Source organism: Stenotrophomonas sp. ZAC14D1_NAIMI4_1 (genome assembly GCF_003086775.1).
In the GTDB taxonomy this organism is placed as follows: domain Bacteria; phylum Pseudomonadota; class Gammaproteobacteria; order Xanthomonadales; family Xanthomonadaceae; genus Stenotrophomonas.
On record NZ_CP026001.1, the window covers coordinates 2,889,577 to 2,912,329 of the forward strand.

At 67.4% G+C, this 22,753-nt stretch carries 21 protein-coding genes; 8 read left to right on the forward strand and 13 right to left on the reverse strand.

Annotation, left to right across the window (positions count from 1 at the left end; genetic code table 11):
* Nucleotides 1-88 precede the first annotated feature (88 nt).
* From gyrA to ligA, 6 genes are all read right to left on the reverse strand, one after another.
* Complete coding sequence (gyrA, locus tag C1927_RS13390) at nucleotides 89-2,803, reverse strand: DNA gyrase subunit A (RefSeq protein ID WP_079222377.1); 2,715 nt, start codon at nucleotides 2,801-2,803, stop codon at nucleotides 89-91.
* A gap of 246 nt (nucleotides 2,804-3,049) precedes the next feature.
* Nucleotides 3,050-4,114, reverse strand: a complete 1,065-nt coding sequence (gene mtnA, locus C1927_RS13395) for an S-methyl-5-thioribose-1-phosphate isomerase (RefSeq protein ID WP_108746968.1) — start codon at nucleotides 4,112-4,114, stop codon at nucleotides 3,050-3,052.
* 47 nt (nucleotides 4,115-4,161) lie between these two features.
* Nucleotides 4,162-4,902, reverse strand: coding sequence for a DUF3011 domain-containing protein (locus C1927_RS13400; protein WP_108746969.1), 741 nt, complete (start codon nucleotides 4,900-4,902; stop codon nucleotides 4,162-4,164).
* A 132-nt stretch (nucleotides 4,903-5,034) separates the two neighbouring features.
* Nucleotides 5,035-5,991 carry an EF-P lysine aminoacylase EpmA gene (gene epmA, locus C1927_RS13405; protein WP_079222380.1) on the reverse strand — a complete coding sequence of 319 codons (957 nt, stop codon included), beginning with the start codon at nucleotides 5,989-5,991 and terminating at the stop codon, nucleotides 5,035-5,037.
* Nucleotides 5,988-6,473, reverse strand: coding sequence for a GNAT family N-acetyltransferase (locus C1927_RS13410; protein ID WP_079222381.1), 486 nt, complete (start codon nucleotides 6,471-6,473; stop codon nucleotides 5,988-5,990). The genes epmA and C1927_RS13410 overlap by 4 nt, the downstream gene beginning before the upstream one ends.
* 52 nt (nucleotides 6,474-6,525) lie before the next feature.
* A complete protein-coding gene (ligA, locus tag C1927_RS13415; protein WP_174208732.1) occupies nucleotides 6,526-8,997 on the reverse strand; it encodes an NAD-dependent DNA ligase LigA in 2,472 nt (823 codons plus the stop codon).
* 135 nt (nucleotides 8,998-9,132) lie between these two features.
* Here ligA and C1927_RS13420 point away from each other — a divergent pair, with 135 nt between their 5' ends.
* Nucleotides 9,133-10,248: a pyridoxal phosphate-dependent aminotransferase gene (locus tag C1927_RS13420; protein WP_108746971.1), complete on the forward strand. Its 1,116-nt coding sequence runs from the start codon at nucleotides 9,133-9,135 to the stop codon at nucleotides 10,246-10,248.
* Nucleotides 10,249-10,319: 71 nt separating this feature from the next.
* Here the strand turns inward: C1927_RS13420 and zipA are convergent, their stop codons facing one another.
* The 7 genes from zipA to C1927_RS13455 all read right to left on the reverse strand — a co-directional run bounded on the left by zipA (nucleotide 10,320) and on the right by C1927_RS13455 (nucleotide 17,211).
* A complete protein-coding gene (gene zipA / locus C1927_RS13425; RefSeq protein WP_079222384.1) occupies nucleotides 10,320-11,057 on the reverse strand; it encodes a cell division protein ZipA in 738 nt (245 codons plus the stop codon).
* A gap of 46 nt (nucleotides 11,058-11,103) precedes the next feature.
* Complete coding sequence (gene smc, locus C1927_RS13430; RefSeq protein ID WP_108746972.1) at nucleotides 11,104-14,607, reverse strand: chromosome segregation protein SMC; 3,504 nt, start codon at nucleotides 14,605-14,607, stop codon at nucleotides 11,104-11,106.
* 232 nt (nucleotides 14,608-14,839) lie between these two features.
* Nucleotides 14,840-15,292, reverse strand: coding sequence for a 50S ribosomal protein L9 (gene rplI, locus C1927_RS13435; RefSeq protein WP_079222386.1), 453 nt, complete (start codon nucleotides 15,290-15,292; stop codon nucleotides 14,840-14,842).
* Nucleotides 15,293-15,396: 104 nt separating this feature from the next.
* Nucleotides 15,397-15,627, reverse strand: a complete 231-nt coding sequence (rpsR, locus tag C1927_RS13440; RefSeq protein WP_002804494.1) for a 30S ribosomal protein S18 — start codon at nucleotides 15,625-15,627, stop codon at nucleotides 15,397-15,399.
* A gap of 11 nt (nucleotides 15,628-15,638) precedes the next feature.
* Nucleotides 15,639-16,076: a 30S ribosomal protein S6 gene (rpsF, locus tag C1927_RS13445; RefSeq protein WP_049445625.1), complete on the reverse strand. Its 438-nt coding sequence runs from the start codon at nucleotides 16,074-16,076 to the stop codon at nucleotides 15,639-15,641.
* Between the two features lie 164 nt (nucleotides 16,077-16,240).
* Entirely contained in the window at nucleotides 16,241-16,783 is a 543-nt protein-coding gene (locus C1927_RS13450) for a CbrC family protein (RefSeq protein WP_108746973.1), read from the reverse strand.
* 89 nt (nucleotides 16,784-16,872) lie between these two features.
* Nucleotides 16,873-17,211 (reverse strand): iron-sulfur cluster assembly accessory protein, encoded by a 339-nt coding sequence (locus C1927_RS13455; RefSeq protein WP_079222388.1) that lies wholly within the window; start codon nucleotides 17,209-17,211, stop codon nucleotides 16,873-16,875.
* A gap of 129 nt (nucleotides 17,212-17,340) precedes the next feature.
* On the opposite strand from C1927_RS13455, the gene asnS reads away from it, so the two are divergent.
* The 7 genes from asnS to kynU all read left to right on the forward strand — a co-directional run bounded on the left by asnS (nucleotide 17,341) and on the right by kynU (nucleotide 22,732).
* The gene (gene asnS / locus C1927_RS13460) at nucleotides 17,341-18,735 is read left to right on the forward strand and encodes an asparagine--tRNA ligase (RefSeq protein ID WP_079222389.1); all 1,395 of its coding nucleotides are present in this window, start codon (nucleotides 17,341-17,343) and stop codon (nucleotides 18,733-18,735) included.
* Between the two features lie 33 nt (nucleotides 18,736-18,768).
* Nucleotides 18,769-19,068 (forward strand): hypothetical protein, encoded by a 300-nt coding sequence (locus C1927_RS13465; RefSeq protein ID WP_079222390.1) that lies wholly within the window; start codon nucleotides 18,769-18,771, stop codon nucleotides 19,066-19,068.
* 7 nt (nucleotides 19,069-19,075) lie between these two features.
* A complete protein-coding gene (locus C1927_RS13470) occupies nucleotides 19,076-19,393 on the forward strand; it encodes a hypothetical protein (RefSeq protein WP_079222391.1) in 318 nt (105 codons plus the stop codon).
* Nucleotides 19,394-19,403: 10 nt separating this feature from the next.
* Nucleotides 19,404-20,042: an FMN-binding negative transcriptional regulator gene (locus C1927_RS13475; protein WP_108746974.1), complete on the forward strand. Its 639-nt coding sequence runs from the start codon at nucleotides 19,404-19,406 to the stop codon at nucleotides 20,040-20,042.
* 70 nt (nucleotides 20,043-20,112) lie between these two features.
* Nucleotides 20,113-20,775, forward strand: coding sequence for a carbonate dehydratase (gene can / locus C1927_RS13480; protein WP_079222393.1), 663 nt, complete (start codon nucleotides 20,113-20,115; stop codon nucleotides 20,773-20,775).
* Between the two features lie 19 nt (nucleotides 20,776-20,794).
* Nucleotides 20,795-21,316, forward strand: a complete 522-nt coding sequence (locus C1927_RS13485; protein ID WP_079222394.1) for a 3-hydroxyanthranilate 3,4-dioxygenase — start codon at nucleotides 20,795-20,797, stop codon at nucleotides 21,314-21,316.
* A 141-nt stretch (nucleotides 21,317-21,457) separates the two neighbouring features.
* Nucleotides 21,458-22,732, forward strand: coding sequence for a kynureninase (gene kynU / locus C1927_RS13490; RefSeq protein WP_108746975.1), 1,275 nt, complete (start codon nucleotides 21,458-21,460; stop codon nucleotides 22,730-22,732).
* Nucleotides 22,733-22,753 lie beyond the last annotated feature (21 nt).

A 22,753-nucleotide genomic window follows, 5' to 3' on the forward strand; every position in this document is an offset into this window, starting at 1 on the left:
GCCTGTGAAATGAATGCGTTCTTTGCCTGCAGATACGACGACGCCGGCACAAGGCCGGCGTCGTCGGGTACCTCTCATCGCGGCAGGATCACTCCTGCGCGGCGTCCTCGCTGCTGGCCGCAGCCGGTGCGCCGTCGGTCGCGGCCGGGGCGGCGGCGGCCACCTCGTCCTCGTCCTCGTCGATCGAGGCATCCATGCGCTCCACCGCCTGCAGCTTCTCGTCCTTGGACAGGCGGATCAGGGTGACGCCCTGGGTGTTGCGGCCGACGCGGCTGATTTCCGAGCCACGCGTACGCACCAGGGTACCGCCGTCGGAGATCAGCAGGACCTCGTCATCGGAACCCATCAGCACCGCGGCGACCAGCTTGCCGTTGCGCTCGGTGGTCTGGATGCCGATCACGCCCTGGGTGCCACGACCCTTGCGCGGGTAGTCCGGCAGCGGGGTGCGCTTGCCGTAGCCGTTCTCGGTGGCGGTCAGGATGTACTGCACGCTGGCGTCGTCGGCGCCGTCGATCACCGCATCGCCATTGGCTGCGATGTCCTCGACACCGTTGTCGTCCTCGTTCTCGTCCTCGCTGCCGCCGGCACTCTCGGCCACGATCAGGCTGACCACTTCTTCGCCGGCCGGCATCTTGATGCCGCGCACGCCGGTGGCGGTACGACCCATCGAGCGGACCTTGTCCTCGCCGAAGCGCACGGTCTTGCCGTTGGAAGCGAACAGCAGGATGTCACGGTCGCCATCGGTCAGGCCGACGCCGACCAGGGCATCGCCCTCGTCCAGGTTGATCGCGATCTTGCCGCGGGCCAGACGGAAGGCGAACTCGCTCAGCGGGGTCTTCTTGACCGTACCGTTCTTCGTGGCGAAGAACACGAACTGGCCATCGGCGTATTCGCGCACCGGCAGCACGGCCTGCACGCGTTCGCCCGGTTCCAGCGGGATCCAGTTGATGATCGGACGGCCGCGGGCGTTGGAACCGGCTTCGGGCAGCTGGTACACCGGCAGCCAGAACACCTTGCCCGAACTGGTGAAGGTCAGCAGCGTGTCGTGCGTGTTGACCAGCCACAGCTGTTCGATGAAATCCTCTTCCTTGGTCGCCGCCGCACTGCGGCCACGGCCACCGCGGCGCTGCGCGCGGTACACGCTCACCGGCTGGCGCTTGACGTAGCCGGCGTGCGACACGGTGACCACCACGTCTTCCGGCGCGATCAGGTCGAGGATGTCCAGGTCTTCTTCGCTGTGGCGGATCTCGGTGCGACGTTCATCGCCGAATTCAGCCTTGACGTTGACCAGTTCCTCGCGGATGACCTGGCGCAGGCGGTCGGGATCTTCCAGGATGTGGATCAGCCCGGCGATCACTTCCAGCAGCTGCTTGTACTCGTCGGTCAGGCGGTCCTGCTCCAGCCCGGTCAGGCGGTGCAGGCGCATTTCCAGGATCTGGGTGGCCTGGATCTCAGTCAGCTGGTAGCCGCCCTCGATCAGGCCCACGCCCTTGGGCAGGTCTTCCGGACGCGAGGCTTCGGCACCGGCGGCGCCCAGCATCGAACCGACCAGACCCGGCTCCCACAGGCGGGCGAGCATGCGTTCGCGCGCTTCGTTGGGGTTCGGCGAGGTCTTGATCAGTTCGATCATCTCGTCGATGTTGGCCAGCGCGACGGTCAGGCCTTCCAGCACGTGGGCACGGGCGCGCGCCTTGCGCAGCTCGAACACGGTGCGGCGGGTGACCACTTCGCGACGGTGGCGGACGAAGGCCTCGAGCATCTGCTTGAGGTTCATCAACTGCGGGCGGCCATCGACCAGCGCCACCATGTTGATGCCGAACACCGATTCCATCTGCGTCTGCTGGTACAGGTTGTTCAGCACAACCTCGGCAGATTCACCGCGCTTGATCTCGATGTAGATGCGCATGCCGTCCTTGTCGGACTCATCGCGCAGCTCGCTGATGCCTTCGATCTTCTTTTCCTTGACCAGCTCGGCGATCTTTTCGATCAGACGCGCCTTGTTCACCTGGTAAGGAATTTCAGTGACGATGATCGATTCTCGGCCGTTGTCGGCCACTTCGATATCGGCACGGGCACGGATGCGCACGCGGCCACGGCCGGTGCGGTAGCCGGCGACGATGCCGGCGGTGCCGTTGATGATGCCGGCGGTCGGGAAATCGGGGCCCGGGATGTACTCCATCAGGCCGTCGACATCGATCTCCGGGTTGTCGATCAGCGCGATGCAGGCGTTGATCGACTCGCTCAGGTTGTGCGGCGGGATGTTGGTTGCCATGCCCACCGCGATACCGGCCGAACCGTTGACCAGCAGGTTCGGGAACCGGGTCGGCATGACCGTCGGCTCCAGTTCCTTTTCGTCGTAGTTGGGCTGGAAATCGACGGTTTCCTTGTCGATGTCGGCCATCAGCTCATGCGCGAGGCGCGACATGCGCGCTTCGGTGTATCGCATCGCCGCGGCGGAGTCGCCATCGATCGAGCCGAAGTTACCCTGGCCATCGACCAGCATGTAACGCAGCGAGAACGGCTGTGCCAGGCGCACCAGCGTGTCGTACACCGACTGATCGCCATGCGGGTGGTACTTACCGATGACGTCACCGACGATACGCGCCGACTTGAAGTAGGGCTTGTTGCTGTGCGCGTTCAACTCGTTCATCGCGAACAGCACGCGACGATGCACCGGCTTGAGGCCGTCGCGCGCATCCGGGAGCGCGCGGCCCACGATCACGCTCATGGCGTAATCGAGGTAGCTCTTGCGCATCTCGTCTTCCAGGTTGACCTGGATGATTTCCTTGGCGGTTTCTGCCATTCGGGTTCCGTTGTCTGGTAGCGGTCCAGTCCGGCGCAGCCCTCTGCGGGAGGGGGTCGTGCCGGAACCTCGATTCAACCTGTGGATACTACCACAACAGGCCGTTTTCCGCCTCCCTTTACGGGGATTTTACCGGCACAAATCAGGAACTTAGGGGGCTGCCGGCCAGCGGCCGGCACTACCGGGGGCTGGGGTCGGAGCCCTTTCCTGCAGAAAGGGATCCGACCCCGGCAGGACCCGCCTGCCTCAGCCGCCGAAGGCCGCGCGCATGTTCCCGGCGGTCGGGTTCAGGATGACGCCGCGCTCGGTCACGATGGCGTCGATCAGCTCGCCCGGGGTGACGTCGAACACCGGGTTCCAGGCGGCGATGCCCTCGGCCACGGTGCGGGTGCCGCCCACGCCGTACAACTCGCCCGGGTCGCGCTGCTCGATCTCGATCTGGCTGCCGTCCACGGTCTCCATGTCCACCGTCGAGGACGGGGCCACAACCATGAACTTCACCCCGTGGTGGCGGGCGGCAATGGCCAGCTGGTAGGTGCCGATCTTGTTGGCGGTATCGCCATTGGCGCAGATGCGGTCGGCGCCGACGATCACCCACTGCACCGCGCCGGTCTTCATCAGGTGCGAGGCGGCCGAATCGGCGATCAGGGTGGCGTCGATGCCGTCCTGCTGCAGTTCCCACACGGTCAGGCGTGCGCCCTGCAGCCACGGCCGGGTTTCACCGGCGAACACGCGGGCGATGCGGTGCTGGGCCATGCCGGCGCGGATCACGCCCAGCGCGGTACCGAAGCCGGCGGTGGCCAGCGAGCCGGTATTGCAATGGGTGAGCACGCCGCTGCCGGCCTCGATCAGGCCCGCACCCAGCGCACCCATGTGGCGGTTGGCCGCCAGGTCTTCCTCGGCGATGGCCTGGGCCTCGGCTTCCAGCAGCGCCTTCCAGTCGGCGCCGGCGGCGGTCAGGCAGCGGCGCATGCGCGCCAGCGCCCAGGCCAGGTTCACCGCGGTGGGGCGCGAGGCGTTCAGCCGCTGCAGGGCCGGTTCCAGCTGCTGCAATGCATGTGCACCATCGGCGGCCCGCACGTCGCGTGCCGCCAGCACCACGCCCCAGGCGGCGGCGATGCCGATGGCCGGTGCACCGCGCACGGTCAGTGCATGGATGGCGCTGGCGACTTCGTCGCTGTCATGGCAGACCACGTGTTCGACCACGAACGGCAGCTTGCGCTGGTCAAGCAGTTGCAGGGCATCGCCGGTCCACAGGATCGGGCGGATGTGGTCGTAGCGGGCGTAGTCGAGGTCGGTGGCAGTGTTCATGGGCCCATTGTAGGGCCACGCCCGGCGCGGTTGGAGCCTGCGCGGGCTCAATTCACCGAGAAATCGGCGCGGCAGCCGCCATCCACCCAGATACCGTTGCGGCTCCAGCCCCAGGTCCTGCCTTCCTCGCAGGGCGTGCCGGACAACTGCTTGATCACCTTCGCCTCGGTGGAGATGGTGGCACCGCAGAAGCGCCGGCGCTTGGACTTGGATTCGCAGGTCAGCTTGCGTGCCACGTCGACGAACCGGCCGTCATCGTCGGCTACCTCGAAATCGCCCTGGCAGCCGCGGCTGGTCCAGACCTCGTTGCGCTTGTAGCCCCAGCCCTGCCCTTCGCGGCATGGCAGCACCGAAAGCTGGCGCAGCAGGCGAACCGGCGCGCCATCCAGCCGCACGGGGCAGCTCTGCGGTCGGCCGTTGGATTCGCAGCGCACCACGCGGCGCACCAGGCGCTTGCCCTTGCCGTCGCTGGCAGCAGTCGTGCCGGCGGTACCCTGCGCGGAACGCGCGCGGAATTCAGCACGGCAGCCCAGGGTCACCCACACGCCACTGCGGTCGGTGCCCCATTCGCTGCCACGGATGCAGGTATTGCTCGACAACTGGCGCACCAGGTCGACGCCGTTGCTGACGTCGATATCGCAGTGCACCCAGCCCATGTCGCGCGATTCGCAGGTCACCACTTCGCCCTCGTAGCCGGCCGGCTGGGCCGACGCCGACGACGGCAGCACGCCGCCCCATATCGCCATGGAGTACACCGGTGCCGCCACGACCGCAAACCACTTGACCAAAGCATTCCCCAACGGAGCGGATGAATCACGACGCCAGTGTCCCGCATCAGGCGTGATAAGACCATCATCGCGCTTGCTGAATCAAGCGCGAAATCCGTCGGTTTTGTTCAGGCGCAGCGCACGCGCATGCGTTCAGGCATGCGCGAAATCGAAGGCCAGCACATCGGCGATGCGCGGCGTGCGGTTCATCGCCATCAGCAGGCGATCCACACCCACCGCGACACCTGCACAGGCGGGCATCGCAGGCAATGCCGCCAGCAAGGCCTCATCGAGCGCCGGCTGCACCTGGCCACGTTCGTGCCGGCGCTGCTGGTCATGTTCGAAGCGCGCACGCTGCTCGCCTGCATCGTTCAGCTCGTGATAGCCGTTGGCGAGCTCGACCGCCCCCAGGTACAACTCGAACCGCTCGGCCAGCGGTGGCGTGCCAGGGCGGATGCGCGCCAGCGCCGCCTGGCTGGCGGGCCAGTCATGCACCACGGTCATGACCGCGTCATCGAAGTGCGGTTGGATGCGATGGGTCATCAGCAGGTCGAGCCAGTCGTCACGGGTCAGGCCCACCGGATCGATATGCACGTCACCCAGCGCGGTGCGCAGCGCACCTTCGTCCGCATCGAACGGATCGACGCCGGCATGCTGCTGGAACAGTTCACGGTAGCTGAGCACGCGCAGTGTTGCCGTGCGCCCGACCAGCGCCAACGCCTGGCGCACCAGCTCGGCGGTTTCCTGCACCAGGCGATGGTGGTCCCAGCCCACGCGGTACCACTCCAGCATGGTGAACTCGGGATTGTGGCGGCCACCGGCCTCGCCATTGCGGAACACCCGGCCGAGTTCGTAGCAATCGCCCACGCCCGCGGCGAGCAGGCGCTTCAGGGGAAATTCCGGCGACGTGCGCAGCCAGCGGCGGCGGCCACCGGCATCGACGTGGCCACTGAAATCGGTATGGAAGCTGTCGATGTTCGGTTCGGTGTTGCCGGCCACCGAGAGGATCGGCGTTTCCACTTCCAGCACATCGCGCTCGGCGAAGAAGCGGCGCACCAGCGCATTGAGCGCGGCACGCTGCTGCAGCGCGCGCAGCAGGGCCTCGCTCACAGGATGCCCTCCGGGCGCGGGTGGTCCAGCGGCAGGGTCAGCAGATCGCGGGTGTCATCGATGTAGCCGCTGGCCAGGTACAGGCGCCGCGCCAGTTCGTTGTGGTGGTTCACTTCCAGGCGCAGCCGGCTGACACCGCGACCACGTGCACGCTGTTCGCAGGTGGCCAGCGCCTGCTTGCCACGGCCGCGGCCGCGCGCGCGGTGCGCCAGGTACAGCTCGTCCAGCAGCATGAAATGGCCGCCCTGCTCCAGGCTGAAGCCCATGGCGATGACCGCGTAGCCGCAGACCTCCCCTGCCTCGTCCAGCCACAGCAGCACTTCGCCGTTGCGCGGGTCGGCCAGCAGTGCATCGACGCCACGGCGCACGCGTGCGTCGTCGAATTCGATCTTGTCTTCGGCGTAGAACTCACGCATCAGCGCGATCAGCAGCGCCTCGTCGGCACGGGTGGCCAGGCGGAAATCCAGCGGGGCGGTCTGCATCGGTTGTCCTCTCATGCGTCAGACCGGGCGCACGCAGCGCCCGGCGGGGTCATTACTCGTGTTCGGCCAGATAGGCCAGCAGGCGGTCTTCATCCCACACCGGCACCCCCAGCGACTGCGCCTTGTCCAGCTTGGAGCCGGCCTCGGTGCCCGCCACCAGGAAACTGGTCTTTTTGGAGACACTGCCGGAGACCTTGGCCCCCAGCGCTTCCAGGCGATCCTTGGCGACATCGCGGGTGAGCTGGGCCAGCGTGCCGGTGAGCACCACGGTCTGCCCATCCAGCGGACCAGCGACGACCTCCGCCAGCGCCGGCGCCTTGGCCAGGATGTGCTGCATCTCGGTCTCCGCCGCCAGCAGCATCGCGCCATGGCCATCGGTGTCCAGCCACTGGGCCACGCCACGCGCGGTGTCATCGGGCAGGCCGGCGTTGACGAACTGGCCATGCTCGGCGTCCAGCACCGCCTGTGCGCTGGGCAGCACGGCGACCAGCTTTTCCGCACGCAGGCGGGTGATGCCGGGAATCTCGGCCTCCACCAGCAGCTGGGCCAGGTCCAGGCCCTCGCGCAGCTTGGCGCTCGGCGGATGGCCATCGCGGATGCGGACCTGGCCGACCTGCAGCAGCGCGTCGATGGCCTGCTGGTTGCCCTGCTGTTCGAAGAAGTGCCCCAGCGAACGCGCCACTTCGCCCCCGATATCCGGCACGCGCTTGAACAGCGGCCACGGCAGGCGACGGATCAGCGCCAGATCACCAAACCACAGCGCCAGCGCCTTGGCCGTGCTCTCGCCCACGTGTTCGATGCCCAGCGCGAACAGCAGCCGTTCCAGGCTGGCCTCGCGGCTGGCATCGATGGCGGCGATCAGGTTGTCGGCCCACTTGGTCGCGATCTTCTTCGTGTTCCATTCGAACACCACCGGCTGCACCAGCGCCTGCGCGCGCCATGCCGGGTCCTGGCCGTCGAGCTTGAGCACGGCGTTGAGCACGTCGCCACTGCCTTCGGCCGGCAGGTGCGGCTTGAGGCTGTTGGCCAGCGCCGAGGGATCCTCGGCATCGAGCACCAGCTTCAGGTGCAGCAGCTGGTCGCGGGTCAGCTGGTACAGGTCGGCAACGCGCTTGACGATGCCGGCGTCGACCAGGGTTTCGATGTACTTGTCACCGAGGCCGTCGATGTCCATCGCGCGGCGCGAAGCGAAGTGCGCGATGGCTTCCTTGCGCTGCGCCGGGCAGCTCAGTTCACCCGAGCAGCGCCACGCGGCGGCGCCTTCTTCACGCACGATTTCCGATCCGCACACCGGGCAACGGGTCGGCATCTGCCACGGCGTGGTGCCCTGCGGGCGGCGGTCGAGGATGACGCTGACCACTTCGGGAATGACATCACCGGCGCGGCGCACGATCACGCTGTCGCCCACGCGCACGTCCAGGCGTGCGATCTGGTCGGCGTTGTGCAGCGTGGCGTTGGAGACGATCACGCCGGCCACTGCCACCGGCGCCAGGCGCGCGACCGGTGTTGCGGCACCAGTGCGGCCGATCTGGATCTCGATCGCCTCGACCGTGGTGCTCTGTTCCTGCGCCGGGAACTTGTGCGCGATGGCCCAGCGCGGCGCGCGCGAGACGAAGCCCATGGCCTGCTGGCCAGCACGGTCGTCCAGCTTGTAGACCACACCGTCGATATCGAACGGCAGGCCGTCGCGGCGCTCGCCGATGTCACGGTAGTAACCGAGCAGGCCGTCAGTGCCGTCCACCACCTTGCACAGCTCGCTCACCGGGAAGCCCCAGGCCCCCAGCTGCGCCAGCGTGCCCGAATGGGTGTCGGGCAGTTCACCGCCCTGCACGTCGCCGGTGCCGTAGGCAAAGAAGCTCAGCCTGCGCTGCGCACTCATCTTCGCATCCAGCTGGCGCAGCGAACCGGCCGCGGCATTGCGCGGGTTGGCCAGCACCTTGCCGCCGTGCAGGCGCGCGCGGTCGTTGTAGGCCTCAAAATCGGCACGGGCCATGTAGACCTCGCCACGCACTTCCAGCACGTCGGGCCAGTCCTGGCCCTGCAGGCGCTTGGGAATGTCGTTGATCTCACGCAGGTTGGCGGTCACGTCCTCGCCGGTACTGCCATCGCCACGGGTCGCGCCCAGCACGAACGCGCCGTCTTCGTAGCGCAGGCTGATCGCCAGCCCGTCCATCTTCGGTTCGGCCGAGAACTGCAGGCTGCGGCGGCCGAGGCGCTCGTCGATGCGGCGCACGAAATCGGCCACTTCCTCATCGCTGAAGGCGTTGGACAGCGACAGCATCGGCACCGCATGGCGCACCTCGGCGAAGCGGCCGGACGGGCGCGCACCCACCTGCTGGGTGGGGCTGTCGGCCACGGCCAGTTCCGGGTGCTCGCGTTCCAGCGCCTCCAGCTCGCGTACGAGCCGGTCGTAGTCGACGTCGGGGATCTCCGGCGCGTCCAGCTCGTGGTAGGCGCGGTTGGCCTGGGCGATCTGCCGGCGGAGGTCTTCGGCGCGTTCGGCGGGGCTGGGGCTCATCGGGATCCGGTGTTTCTGGGATGGCCGTGAATTCTACCGCGCCCGGGCGCCAGGCCCCGTCATGCCCGCGCCGAACCGCCGGGTTGCCGCCCGCCCCCAACCAGCGTTAGCGTGCTGCGGTTGCCCTCCGGAATCCTCCCCGTGTCCCTGCCCGCTTCCCGCCGCCACTTCCTGCAACTGGCCGGGGTCGGCCTTGTCGCCGCCGGCAGCAGCCTGCCGCGCCTCGGCCAGGCCCAGCCTGCCGCGGCACCCGCTGCCGCCGGCCCGGTCCTGCTCAACTTCAACGAGTGTCCGTATGGCCCCTCGCCCGCCGCCCAGCAGGCGGCACGCGACAGCGTTGCCGGCAGCGGCCGGTATCAGTTCGCCCTGGCGGGGCAGGTGCGCGATGCCTTCGTCGCCCAGGCCGGCATCCCGGCCGATCATGTGCGCCTCTACCCGGGCTCCAGCGAGCCGTTGAACCGCGCCGCCACGCTGTGGACCGGCCCGCAGGCCGCGCTGGTGGTAGCCGACCCCACTTTCGAAACGCTCGGTGACATGGCTGCTGCGCGTGGCGCTCATGTGCAGAAGGTGCCGCTGCGCGCCGATGGTGCGCACGACCTGCGCGCGATGGTGGCTGCGGCGCATGCGCAGCCGACGGGGCTGGTGTACGTGTGCAATCCGAACAACCCCACCGGCTCGATCAGCCCGCCGGCCGAACTGGCCTGGCTGCTGGCCAACAAGCCGACCAGCACGCGCGTACTGGTGGACGAGGCCTACCTGCAGTACAGCGAGCAGCCGAGCCTGATCGCACAGGTGGCCCAGCGCGATGACCTGATCGTGCTGCGTACGTTCTCCAAGCTCTACGGCATGGCCGGCCTGCGCCTGGGCGTGGCGGCGGCCCACCCCGACCGGCTGCGCGAACTGGCCAGCCTGGGCGAGAACCCGCTGCCGGTGCCGGCGCTGGCGGCCGCGCTGGCCAGCCTGCAGGATCCCGGGTTGATCGCGCAGCGGCGGCTGCAGAATGCCAAGGCCCGGCAGGCCACCATCGCCTGGCTGGGCAAGCGCGGCTTCAGCTGCGTGCCGTCGGAAGCAAACTGCTTCGTGGTGGATGTGCAGCGCGACGGCAACGCGTTCGCCAAGGCGATGGCCGACGACGGCGTGGTGATCGGCCGCAGCTGGCCGATCTGGCCGCAACGCGTGCGGGTGACCGTGGGCACCGAAGAGGAAATGGCCGCGTTCCGTCGCGCATTCGCGAAGGTCACCGGCGTGCCGGCGTAACCCATCCACGCATGGCGTGGATCTACCTGGGCGGGTGCCGACCGTTGGTCGGCACACCAGAAAAAACGCTCTTACCAGCGCGGGGTCTTGGTCAGCGGCGGGGCCTGGTGCTGGCGGTCGTAGGCACGCAGCTCGTCGCGGATGTGGGCGATGCGCTGGCGGCCCAGGGCGTTGCGGCTGTCATCCAGCACCACGCCATCGAGCAGCTCGGCCATGCGCTGCACGGTCGGCAGCATCTTTTCCCAGGCATCCAGCGCGGTCAGCGGGGCCGGCAAGGTGAGGAAGAAGGCGATTGCCGGGGTTTCCATGGCGCGGATGTTGGCCATGTCAAAGCTGCCCGGCTTCATGATGCTGGCCATCGAGAAGATCGGGCCGCGCTCGGGATGGCCTTCCACCAGGCGGTGGAACACGTTCATGTGCCCGAACACCAGGCCGGTCTTCTCGGCCGCCACCACGATGTCCTCGCCACGCAGCTGCTCACCGGCGCGGGCGGCCACGAACAACGACACGATCTTGTCGAAGTCCTGGGTCGCGCGCTTGCCCAGATCGCTGCTGCCGGCATCGGTATCGGCCAGGCCAAGCTCGGCCTGCTGGCCTTCATCGCCCAGGCCCGGCTCGCTGCGGGTCTCGGCCAGGGCCACACCGTCTTCGCCCAGCACCGGCTCGCGGCGCTCGCCGGCAGTCGGTTCCGCGCTCTCCACGCGACGTCCCTGCGGCTTCTTCTTCGGACGGCCAAACAGGAAGATCGCAGCAACCAGCAGCAGGCCGGCGGCCAGGATGCCGATGCGCAACAGTGCCGTGTCGGTCATTCGGTAGGTACTCCGGCTAGTTCATTCAGGTAACTAGAATGGCACGTCATGCCGCGCCCGCCAATCGCGCGGCTTCTTCCAGGTCCACGCTGACCAGGCGGCTGACGCCCGGCTCGCGCATGGTGACGCCCGAAAGCTGGTGGGCCGCCTCCATCGTTGCCTTGTTGTGGCTGACGAACAGGAACTGCACCTTCTCGCTCATCTCCTTGACCATGTTGGCCAGGCGGCCGACATTGGCCTCGTCCAGCGGCGCATCCACCTCGTCCAGCAGGCAGAACGGCGCGGGGTTGAGCTGGAAGATGGCGAACACCAGGGCCACCGCGGTCATCGCTTTCTCGCCGCCGGACAGCAGCGAAATGCTGGACACGCGCTTGCCCGGCGGGCGCGCCATGATGGTCACGCCGGTGTCGAGCAGGTCTTCACCGGTCAGTTCCAGGTAGGCATGGCCGCCGCCGAACAGGCGCGGGTACAGCGCCTGCACGCCGGCGTTGACGCGGTCGAAGGTGTCCTTGAAGCGCCCGCGGGTTTCGCGGTCGATCTTGCGGATGGCGTCTTCCAGGGTTTCCAGTGCGGTGGTCAGGTCGGTGTGCTGCGCGTCCAGATAATCCGAACGCTGCGAGGCCTCGCCGTACTCGTGGATGGCAGCAAGGTTGACCGGCTCCAGCCGGCGCATGCGGCCATCGATCTGGTGCACCGCCTGTTCCCAGTCGCCCAGGCGGGCATCATCGGGCAGCGCGTTGAGCACGTCCTGCAGCACGAAACCGGCCTTTTCCACCGCGCCCTGCAGGGTCTCGGCGCTGAGCACCAAGGCCTGCTGGTCCAGCTTGCGCTGCGAAATGCGCTCACGCTGGGCCAGCGCCTGCTCGTCACGCTGGTGGCGGGTCTGTTCGTAATTGCGCAGCTCGGCGTCGATGCCATCGAGCAGCGTGCGCGCTTCGGTCAGCACGCGGTCGGCCCGCACACGCTCTTCCAGCGCGTTCTGGTGTTCGGACTGCAGTGATTCGACCGGCGAGTCGCCTTCGTCCAGCTGCGAATGCAGTTCGCCCAGGCGCGAATCCAGCTGGCCGCGCTGCGTGCTCATGCGCTCCAGCGCCTGGCTCAGCGATGCCACCTGGGCACGCTGCGATTCCAGGGTCAGGGCCAGGGCATGCGAGCGCTCGCGCACGGAACGCGCCGCTTCGCGGGCCAGGTCGCGCGCATCGGTCAGCTGGCGGCGTTCGCCTTCCAGGCCCTGCCGCGTCGACTCCAGGTCGCCCATGCTGCTGACGGCGTTTTCCAGCCGCGAGCGCGCCTCGCGCGCCTGTTCGCGATTGACGTCCAGTGTTTCAAGCAACTGCGCCAGCTCGCCTTCGATGCGATCGATGCGCGTGCGCGCAGCTTCCACCTTGCCCTGCTGGCCCTGCAGCTGGCCGGCCAGCTCGGACACCGCACGATGGGCCTGGTACAGCGAGCGCTGCGCGTCCTCGCGCTGCTGCTCCGCTGCCAGCAGCTGGTCACGGAAACCAGCGAGCTGTTCTTCCAGCTCGGCCTCGCGGTCCTGCAGCTGCTCGATCTGCTCGCGCAGTTCGTTGATCTCGCGTTCGCGCAGCAGCGCGCCCTGCTCGGCCGCACCGGAGCGCGACACGCGCAGCCAGCCCTGGCCCAGGCGCTCGCCGCCCTGGGTGATGATGGAATCGCCCTCGGGCAGGCCCGCCTGCAGCGTCTTCGCTTCGGCCAGATCGCGGGCACCGTGCAGGTGCGCCAGCAGGCGGCGGATCGCGACCGGGCCGCGTACGCGCGCCGCCAGCGACGTCGGCGCCACCTTCAACTCACCGGCATCATCGGCCACCAGCGCGATGCGGCCGTCGCCCAGCTCGCCCAGTGCATCGACCAGGCGCGCCGGATCATCCACCAGCACGCCTTCGATCAACTGGCCGAGCGCGCTTTCCACGGCATTTTCCCAGCCCGCGTCGACGTCCAGGCGCTCGCCCACGCGCGCGGCCGAATCCAGCCCCTGCGCCTTCAGCCAGGCCACGGCGGCACCCTGTTCCTGGCCGAGTGCGGCCTGCTGCAGGGTTTCCAGCGAGGCCAGGCGGCCACGCAGGCCATTGGCCTGCTTGCGCAGCTCGGCCAGTTCGTTCTGGCCCGTGCGCTGCTGTTCCTGCACGGCGGCCACGCCCTGCTTGCGCTGCTCGACGTCCTCGCCGAGTTCGTCCAGCGCGGTCTTCTGCGTTTCGTGCTGCAGGTGCAGCTGCTCGAAGGCCTCCTCCAGCGCATCCACGTCCAGCCCGGCGCGCTCGGCGGCCAGCGCTTCGCGGCGGCGGTCGGCATCGAGGATCTGCTTGTCCAGGTAGTCCACGCGGGTGCGCTCGACATCGCCGGCGCGCGAAGCTTCCGAACTCTGCGAGGTGTGCTGCTCCCAGCGCTGCTGCCAGCTGGCCAGGCGGTCTTCGGCCTCGCGCAGGCTTTCCTGCTTGATCTCGTTTTCTTCCTGCAGCGCTTCCAGCTGCGGGGTAGCATCGTCGACCGCCTCGCGCAGCACCATCAGCTTGGCTTCGTCGCCGCTGATGTGCTGGCCCAGCTCGGACAATGCCTGCCGGGTTTCATCGCGCGCCTTGTGCAGGCGCTGCGACAGTTCGCGCTGGTGCTGGATCTGCTGCTCGACGCGGGCCAGGGTGCTGCCCACCTGGTAGACGGCGGCCTGCGCGATATTGAGTGCGTCGGCGGCCTCTTCGCGGCGCACGCGCGAGGTCTCGATGCGGGCCTCGGCTTCGCGCTGGTCGGCGATCAGCTGCTGCAGCTTGGTTTCTTCCTGCGACAGGCCTTCGCGCAGCTTGGACAGGCGGCCATCAAGGCCGCGGAACTCCAGGGTCTTCCACTCGGCATCCTTGACCCGGCGCTCTTCCTGCAGGGCCTGGTACTGCTCGGCCTGCCGGGCCTGGCGCTTGAGGTGTTCGAGCTGCTTGCTGATCTCGTCGCGCAGGTCGCCCAGGCGGTCGAGGTTCTCGCGGGTATGGCGGATGCGTGTTTCGGTTTCCTTGCGGCGTTCCTTGTATTTGGAGATGCCAGCGGCCTCTTCCAGGTACACGCGCAGGTCTTCCGGCCGCGCCTCGATGATCTGGCTGATCATGCCCTGCTCGATGATCGAGTAGCTGCGCGGCCCCAGGCCGGTGCCCAGGAACAGATCGGTGATATCGCGGCGGCGGCACTTGGTGCCGTTGAGATAATAGTTGCTGCTGCCGTCGCGGCTGACGGTGCGCTTGACCGAGATTTCGTTGAACGAGGCGTACTCGCCGGAAATCGTGTGGTCCGAGTTGTCGAAGATCAGCTCGACGGTGGCCTGCGAGACCGGCTTGCGGGCATTGGAACCGGAGAAGATCACGTCGGTCAGCGAGTCGCCGCGCAGGCGGCTGGCCGAACTTTCGCCCATGACCCAGCGCACGGCGTCGATGATGTTCGACTTGCCGCAGCCATTGGGCCCCACCACGCCGGTCATGTTGGTCGGCAGGTGCAGGGTGGTCGGATCGACGAACGACTTGAAGCCGGACAGCTTGATCGTGGAAAGACGCATAGAGGTTCCGGACTGGGGCCGGCGAGCGGCCTGCTTACCCTCCAAGTCATTGATCCTGCTGGGATCGCTGGCCGTGGAACGGGTGTGACGCCCTGAGTATACCGATGTGGCTGTGTTCTACGAGGGGCGTGGAACATTACCCGGGCCCGGCCGCGCGGACAGGGGCCCACAAAACAAAACGGGCACCCTTGCGGGCGCCCGTTCTGGTGACACCAGGCCTTGCGGCTTGGGATCAGGCCTTTTCGGCTTCAACCACAACCTTGACGGTGGTTTCGACGTCGGCGTGCAGGTGCACCAGGACGTCGTACTCACCGATGTTGCGGAAGGCGCCTTCGCCCAGGATGACTTCGCTCTTGTTCAGCTCGAAGCCGGCAGCGGTGAAGGCATCAGCGATTTCGCGGGCGCCGACCGAACCGTACAGCTTGCCTTCGGTCGAAGCGTTGGCGGCGATGGTCACGCTCGCGCCTTCCAGCTTGGCCTTGCGGGCGTCAGCGTCGGCGTGGATGGCCTGGGCCTTGGCTTCGTATTCGGCGCGCTTGGCTTCGAACTCGGCCTTGTTGCTCTCGGTGGCCGGAACGGCCTTGCCCTGCGGCACGAGGAAGTTACGGCCGTAGCCCGGCTTCACGTCGACCAGGTCGCCCAGGTTGCCGAGGTTGGTGACTTTCTGCAGGAGGATCAGCTGCATGGTATTGCTCCAGATAAGTTATTCGTTAGCGAGGCAATGCCCCGCAACAAAGGCTGTCCGAATAGCTGGCACAGCGGGGCGGCACCGGGCCGCCCCGCCGGGCATCAGACGTCGTGGTTGTCGGTGTACGGGATCAGGGCCAGGAAGCGAGCGCGCTTGACGGCGGTCGCCAGCTGGCGCTGGTACTTCGACTTGGTACCGGTGACGCGGCTCGGCACGATCTTGCCGTTCTCGGTCAGGTACTGGCGCAGGGTGTTGAGATCCTTGTAATCGATCTCCTTGACACCTTCAGCGGTGAACTTGCAGAACTTGCGACGACGGAAGAACTTGGACATGGGAAGGCTCCTTAGGCGGCAGAAGCGGCGTCGTCGCCGGCTTCGTTGTCAGCGGTGGTGGTGGACTCGCCTTCTTCGTCGTCACGACGACGGCGCTCACCGCGCTCCGGCTTGTCACCCTTCTCGTCCTTGCTCTTCATGATCAGCGACTGCTCGGTGTCAGCCTCGTCACGCTTGATGACCAGGTTGCGCAGCACGGCGTCGTTGAAGCGGAAGCTTTCGGTCAGTTCGTTCAGAACGGCCTGGTCGGCTTCGATGTTCAGCAGCACGTAGTGCGCCTTCACCAGGTTCTGGATCGGGTAAGCCAGCTGGCGGCGGCCCCAGTCTTCCAGACGGTGGATGGTGCCGTTGCCGTTCTCGACCAGCGACTTGTAGCGCTCGATCATGGCCGGGACCTGCTCGCTCTGGTCCGGGTGGACCATGAACACGATTTCGTAATGACGACTCATGTTTTTTCTACCTTTCGGATGTGGCCTTGCGGCCGGACAGCCCCCCGCCGTGGTTACCGCGGTGGGGCAAGGGTTCCCGCCAGGAAGGCAGGAAGCCGCGCATTATGGCGCAGATGGGGGTGCCGGGCAACCGGCCAAGGCCAGGCAACCTGAACCCGCCCGGGCTACCCCAGATCGACATGAAGGCGGTGCTGGCCACATTCCAGGCACTGGAACAGGCACCCGACCATCTCGCCATCCCGGCTCAGATGCTCCAGCACCCAGTCGGCGTCGCGCGGGTTGACCTCGGCCACGTCCGGCCGGACCTCATCGAGGATGGGCTGGAGGTCTTCACTGCCGGCATAGCCGAGAAAGGCGCAGGGCCGTTCACAGTGGCTGAGCCAGACAGACTGCTGCCAGGAGGCATAACCGGGAGTGCGCTCGCAGATTTCCAGCAGCAGCGGGCGGGCAATGGTCGGCGGCGGGTCGGCCGGGTCCGGCGACACCCCCTCGATATCACTCCAGCCGGTGAACTCGCCGCCGTAACGGGCCGCGGCCCTGCCATCGGCGATGCACCACGGGCACAGATAATCCGGGCGCAGGCGTGTGTAGAACGGCCCCCGGTAGCGCAGCGTCCGCGGCTCGCCGCAGCAGTCGCAGACACCGTCGATATCCTCGAAGGACAGTGCGTAGGCGTTGGGGTGATAGGTGAAGACCGGTCGTTCCATTCCGTGGATTCCTTCCCTGCCGACCAAGGCCGGCTACCCGAGCAGGCTCCGGTAGCGCCGGGCCATGCCCGGCAGGCGCTGGCCGAGGCTCAGGCCTTGTCGGCGTCGGTGGTGAAGCTTTCGCCGCAGCCGCACTCGGCGGTGGCGTTCGGGTTGCTGAACGTGAAGGTCTCGCTCAGGCCGTGCTTGCCGAAGTCGATCACGGTGCCATCCACCAGGGCCAGGCTCTTGGCGTCGACATAGATCTTCACGCCGTCCTGGTCGAACACGGTGTCGCCGTCGCGCTCGTCACGGGCCAGGTCGGTCACGTGGCCCCAGCCGGAGCAGCCGGTCTTGGTCACGCCGAAGCGCAGGCCCAGGGCGCCGGGGGTCTGGGCGACGAAGCGCTGCACGCGCTCGAAGGCGATGGGGGTCAGGCTGACGGCCATGAGGCTTACTCCAAGGGTACGGGGACATTATAAGGAGCCAAGGGGCGCAGAAATGCCTCGCAAGCAGAACGCTGCAACCGGTAAACTCCCGTGTTCACAGATCGAGTCGATCAGCAGAGGATTCAAGTCATGACGGTGGTCAGCGTTGAACATGCGCTTGCCGGGAAGATCCCGGAAGGCGGCGAAGTCACGGTACGCGGATGGGTGCGCACGGTGCGCGGTTCAGCGAATCTGGCCTTCGTCAATGTGAGCGACGGTTCCTGCTTCGCGCCGATCCAGGTCGTGGCCAACGACACCCTGGCCAATTTCGACGAGATCAAGCGCCTTACCAGCGGCTGCTCGGTCATCGCCACCGGCACCCTGGTGAAGTCGCAGGGCAAGGGCCAGTCGTTCGAGATCCAGGCCAGCGCGCTGGAGGTGGTCGGCTGGGTCGAAGACCCGCTTACCTACCCGATCCAGCCCAAGCCGATGTCGCCGGAGTTCCTGCGTGAAGTGGCGCACCTGCGCCCGCGCACCAACCTGTTCGGCGCGGTCACCCGCATCCGCAACTGCCTGGCCCAGGCCGTACACCGTTTCTTCCACGAGAACGGCTTCAACTGGATCAGCACCCCGATCATCACCACCTCCGACGCCGAAGGCGCCGGCCAGATGTTCCGCGTGTCCACCCTGGACATGGTGAACCTGCCGCGCGACGAGAAGGGCGCGATCGATTTCAGCCGCGATTTCTTCGGCAAGGAAACCTTCCTGACCGTGTCCGGCCAGCTGAACGTCGAGGCCTACTGCCTGGCGCTGAGCAAGGTCTACACCTTCGGCCCGACCTTCCGCGCCGAAAACAGCCACACCACCCGCCACCTGGCGGAGTTCTGGATGATCGAGCCGGAAATCGCCTTCGCCGACCTGGCCGAAGACGCACGCCTGGCCGAAGAGTTCCTGAAGTACCTGTTCCGTGCCGTGCTGAACGAGCGCGGTGACGACCTGGCCTTCATCGCAGAACGCGTGGACAAGAACGCGATCACCAAGCTGGAAGACTTCATCAACGCACCGTTCGAGCGCATCGACTACACCGATGCGGTCAGCCTGCTGCAGAAGTCGGGCAAGAAGTTCGACTTCCCGGTCGAATGGGGCCTGGACCTGCAGACCGAGCACGAGCGCTGGCTGACCGAGGAACACGTCGGCCGCCCGGTGGTGGTGACCAACTACCCCGAGCACATCAAGGCCTTCTACATGCGCCTGAACGACGACGGCAAGACCGTCGCCGCGATGGACGTGCTGGCTCCGGGCATCGGCGAGATCATCGGTGGCAGCCAGCGCGAAGAGCGCCTGGACGTGCTGGATGCGCGCATGGCCCAGTTCGGCCTGGATCGCGAGCATTACAGCTGGTACCGCGATTTCCGCCGCTACGGTTCGGTGCCGCACGCCGGCTTCGGCCTGGGCTTCGAGCGCCTGGTGGTCTACGTCTGCGGCCTGTCCAACATCCGCGATGCGATCCCCTACCCGCGCGCCCCGGGCAGCGCGGACTTCTAAGCCCACCCCCAACGACCACGGAGGTACTGCCCCATGACCCTGTTCTTCGCCCTCTGTTTCGTCGGCGTCGCAGTGGCCGGGTTCAGTGCCTTCGTGATCTTCTGGCCATTGACCCTGGTGCACGTGCGCGACCGCCATCCGGCGCTCGCCGCGCGCTTCGGCAATGGCGCCTTCCTCAAGCCCGATGCCCTGGCCTGGCTGCTGCGCCGCGATTACCGCCAGCAGCCGGACCGCTCGCTGTCCGGGCTGGCGACGCCGGCCTGGGTATCGCTGCTGACCCTGCTGGCCGGACTGGGCATGGCTGCCCTGCTCTGGGTGGCTTCGCTCTGGTAACGCACACATGAACGACAACAACAACGACGCGCGTGACAGCTGGTGGCTGGCCAGCCTCGGCAACACCCTGATCTGGGCCCGCCTGCGCGTGCGCCCGGCCGGCACCGCCGAAGTGCTCGACAGCGATGGCAACACGCTGAGCTATGACAGCGAAGACACCGCGCGTTCGCAGCTGTTCGACGCCGAGTTCGTCGAGTACGACGGCCTGGACGAAGAAGACGCCCTGGTGCGCGGCTTCAGCCTGCACGAAGTGCAGCCGCCGCAGGCCGGCAGCGATGAAGGCCTGCGCGGGCGCATGATCCAGTCGCTGGGCGCGCGCGCCTGAGGCGCAAACCATGTTCACCCCACGCGACTTCGCCGCGACCGACCTGCTCTGGCTGGATCGCCTGCTGGCGCGTGATCCGTTCGTCACCGTGCTGACCACCGGTGACGACGGCCTGCCCGAACTGACCCGCGTGCCCGTGCTGTACCGGCGCGACGGCGACCAGATCGAACTGCGCGGCCACTGGGCCCGGGCCAACCCGCAGGCGCGCCATGACGGCGCGGCCAAGGTGCTGGTGGACGGCCCGCATGGCTACGTGTCGGCCAGCTGGTACCCGGACAAGGAAGCCGCCTCGCGCGTGCCGACCTGGAACTACGCCGCCGCCGAACTGCGCGGCCAGCTGCAGCGTTTCGACGATACCGATGAGCTGGCCCAGCTGGTCTCCGACATCGGCGACCGCTTCGAAGCCAGCGTCGGCCAGGCCTGGCAGTTCGAACCGCAGCGTGATGACCACCGTCGCCAGCTGCGCGGCATCATCGGCTTCCGCTTCCAGGTCGAACTGGTACAGCTGAAGCTGAAACTGAGCCAGAACCACCCCGAGGCCAACCAGCAGGCAGTGATCGCCGAACTGGAAAAGCTCGACACCCCGCATTTCACCGAGCTGGCGCAGTGGATGCGCTGGCACCGCGCGCAGACCGCCGCCAGCGACTGAGCGCATTGTTTCCCGCGAAGGCGCGGCCGGACGGCCACGCCCTCGCCCACCCGACGCCAGGGACCCGAACATGAAAGACATCCACAAGCTGCTGCAGAACAACCGCGACTGGGCCGACCGCATCGAGAAGGAAGACCCCGAGTTCTTCCACCAGCTGGCCAAGCAGCAGCACCCGGAATACCTGTGGATCGGCTGTTCCGATTCGCGCGTGCCGGCCAACCAGATCATCGGCATGGCGCCGGGCGAAGTGTTCGTGCACCGCAACGTGGCGAACGTCGTGGCCCACACCGATCTGAACTGCCTGAGCGTGGTGCAGTACGCGGTGGACCAGCTGAAGGTGAAGCACATCCTGATCGTCGGCCATTACGGCTGCGGCGGCGTGCACGCCTGCCTGCACAACACCCGCGTCGGCCTGGCCGACAACTGGCTGCGCCACGTGGGTGATGTGATGCAGAAGCACACCGCGATCATCGACGCCATCGAGACCGATGAGCTCAAGCACGCCCGCCTGTGCGAGCTGAACGTGATCGAGCAGGTCGCCAACCTGTGCCGCTCGACCATCGTGCAGGACGCCTGGGCCCGCGGCCAGAAGCTGATGGTGCATGGCTGGGTGTACAGCCTGAAGGACGGCCGCGTGCGCGAGATGGGCATCGACGTGGGTTCGCAGGAAGACCTGCAGCCGGCATACGAAAAGGCCCTGTCCTACGTGCCGCGCAAGGGCAAGCGCGACTGACCTCCCAGGGGAACCGACCATGCTCGCCTCGCCGATCAACCTGCACGCCTGGATCGAAGAACACCGCCACCTGCTGAAGCCGCCGGTGGGCAACAAGATGATCGACAACGGCGATTTCATCGTGATGGTGGTGGGCGGGCCGAACTCGCGCACTGATTACCACTACGACGAAGGCCCGGAGTGGTTCTACCAGCTGGAAGGCGAGATGGTGCTGAAGGTGCAGGAGGATGGCGCGGTGCGTGACATCCCCATCCGCGCCGGCGAGATCTTCCTGCTGCCGGCCAAGGTGCCGCATTCGCCGCGGCGCCCGCCTGGCGGCATCGGCCTGGTGGTCGAGCGCAAGCGCCTGCCGCATGAGAAGGACGGCGTGATCTGGCATTGCGAGCGCTGCAACCACAAGCTGCACGAAGAGTATTTCCCGCTGCAGAACATCGAGACCGACCTGCCCAAGGTGTTCGCGCGCTACCAGGCCAGCCTGGAACTGCGTACCTGCAGCGCGTGCGGGCACGTGGATCCGCTGCCGGCACCGGCGGCGGGCTGAACGTTCGCCGGGCACGGCCCGGCGCTACCGGTGCGCATGATCTACGGGTAGCGCCAGGCCACGCCCGGCGAGCGCACCGCGCGGCATCACGCAGGCCCCAGGCGCTACACTGGCAGCCCCGTTGCAGCCTGTTGCCCGACCATGTCCGACCTGCTCAGCCGCACCCACGCCATCGCCCTGGACGCCGCCGATCCGCTGCGCCCGCTGCGCAATGAATTCCTGATTCCGCGCCATGGCGGCGGCGAACAGACCTACTTCGTCGGCAACTCGCTGGGCCTGCAGCCGCGTGGCGCGCAGGCCGCCGTGCAGGAAGTGATGAAGCAGTGGGGCGAGCTGGCCGTGGAAGGCCACTTCACCGGCCCCACCCAGTGGCTGTCCTACCACCGCCTGGTCAGCGCACAGCTGGCCCGCGTGGTCGGTGCGCTGCCCAGCGAAGTGGTGGCGATGAACACGCTGAGCGTGAACCTGCACCTGATGATGGTCAGCTTCTACCGGCCCACTACCGAGCGCCCGGTCATCCTGATGGAAGCCGGCGCGTTCCCGACCGACCGCCATGCGGTGGAAGCGCAGATCCGCTTCCACGGTTTCGACCCGGCCGATTGCCTGGTGGAAGTGCAGCCGGATGAAGCCAACGGGACGATCTCGATGGCCGCCATCGAACGCGCCATCGGCGAACAGGGCCCGCGCCTGGCGCTGGTGCTGTGGCCGGGCGTGCAGTACCGCACCGGCCAGGCCTTCGACCTCGATGCGATTACCCGCATCGCCCGCCTGCAGGGCGCCCGCATCGGCTTCGACCTGGCCCATTCGGTCGGCAACCTGCCGCTGCACCTGCACGATGTCGCGCCGGATTTCGCGGTGTGGTGCCACTACAAGTACCTCAACAGCGGCCCGGGCGCCGTGGCCGGTGCCTTCGTGCATGAGCGCCACCACCGCGACACCACCCTGCCCCGCTTCGCCGGCTGGTGGGGCCACGATGAAGCGACCCGCTTCCAGATGGCGCCGCAGTTCACCCCGGCCATCGGCGCCGAAGGCTGGCAGCTGAGCAACCCGCCGATCCTCGGCCTGGCCCCGCTGCGTGCATCGCTGGACCTGTTCGAGCGGGCCGGCATGGAAGCGCTGCGCCGCAAGTCGCTGGCCCTCACCGGCCTGCTCGACGCCCTGGTGCGTGCACGCCTGCCGCAGGTACTGGACATCGTCACCCCGTCCGAACCGGAACGCCGCGGTTGCCAGCTCTCGCTGCGGGTACTTGCAGGCCGCGATCGTGGCCGCGCCCTGTTCGAACATCTGCGCGCCATCGGCGTGCTGGGTGACTGGCGCGAGCCGGACGTGATCCGCATTTCGCCCACCCCGCTCTACAACCGCTACCTGGACGTGCACCACTTCGTCGAGGAAGTGGAAGCCTGGGCCGGCCTGTAAGCCGCTCCCCCACCTCTTGCT

Coding starts and splice junctions, on each gene's coding strand:
- C1927_RS13450 (WP_108746973.1), bottom strand. CDS start 16,783: ATGGAACGACCGGTCTTCACCTATCACCCCAACGCCTACGCACTGTCC.
- kynU (WP_108746975.1), top strand. CDS start 21,458: ATGTCCGACCTGCTCAGCCGCACCCACGCCATCGCCCTGGACGCCGCC.
- rpsF (WP_049445625.1), bottom strand. CDS start 16,076: ATGAGTCGTCATTACGAAATCGTGTTCATGGTCCACCCGGACCAGAGC.
- C1927_RS13465 (WP_079222390.1), top strand. CDS start 18,769: ATGACCCTGTTCTTCGCCCTCTGTTTCGTCGGCGTCGCAGTGGCCGGG.
- rpsR (WP_002804494.1), bottom strand. CDS start 15,627: ATGTCCAAGTTCTTCCGTCGTCGCAAGTTCTGCAAGTTCACCGCTGAA.
- gyrA (WP_079222377.1), bottom strand. CDS start 2,803: ATGGCAGAAACCGCCAAGGAAATCATCCAGGTCAACCTGGAAGACGAG.
- C1927_RS13485 (WP_079222394.1), top strand. CDS start 20,795: ATGCTCGCCTCGCCGATCAACCTGCACGCCTGGATCGAAGAACACCGC.
- can (WP_079222393.1), top strand. CDS start 20,113: ATGAAAGACATCCACAAGCTGCTGCAGAACAACCGCGACTGGGCCGAC.
- smc (WP_108746972.1), bottom strand. CDS start 14,607: ATGCGTCTTTCCACGATCAAGCTGTCCGGCTTCAAGTCGTTCGTCGAT.
- C1927_RS13475 (WP_108746974.1), top strand. CDS start 19,404: ATGTTCACCCCACGCGACTTCGCCGCGACCGACCTGCTCTGGCTGGAT.
- mtnA (WP_108746968.1), bottom strand. CDS start 4,114: ATGAACACTGCCACCGACCTCGACTACGCCCGCTACGACCACATCCGC.
- C1927_RS13470 (WP_079222391.1), top strand. CDS start 19,076: ATGAACGACAACAACAACGACGCGCGTGACAGCTGGTGGCTGGCCAGC.
- C1927_RS13410 (WP_079222381.1), bottom strand. CDS start 6,473: ATGCAGACCGCCCCGCTGGATTTCCGCCTGGCCACCCGTGCCGACGAG.
- zipA (WP_079222384.1), bottom strand. CDS start 11,057: ATGACCGACACGGCACTGTTGCGCATCGGCATCCTGGCCGCCGGCCTG.
- asnS (WP_079222389.1), top strand. CDS start 17,341: ATGACGGTGGTCAGCGTTGAACATGCGCTTGCCGGGAAGATCCCGGAA.
- rplI (WP_079222386.1), bottom strand. CDS start 15,292: ATGCAGCTGATCCTCCTGCAGAAAGTCACCAACCTCGGCAACCTGGGC.
- C1927_RS13455 (WP_079222388.1), bottom strand. CDS start 17,211: ATGGCCGTCAGCCTGACCCCCATCGCCTTCGAGCGCGTGCAGCGCTTC.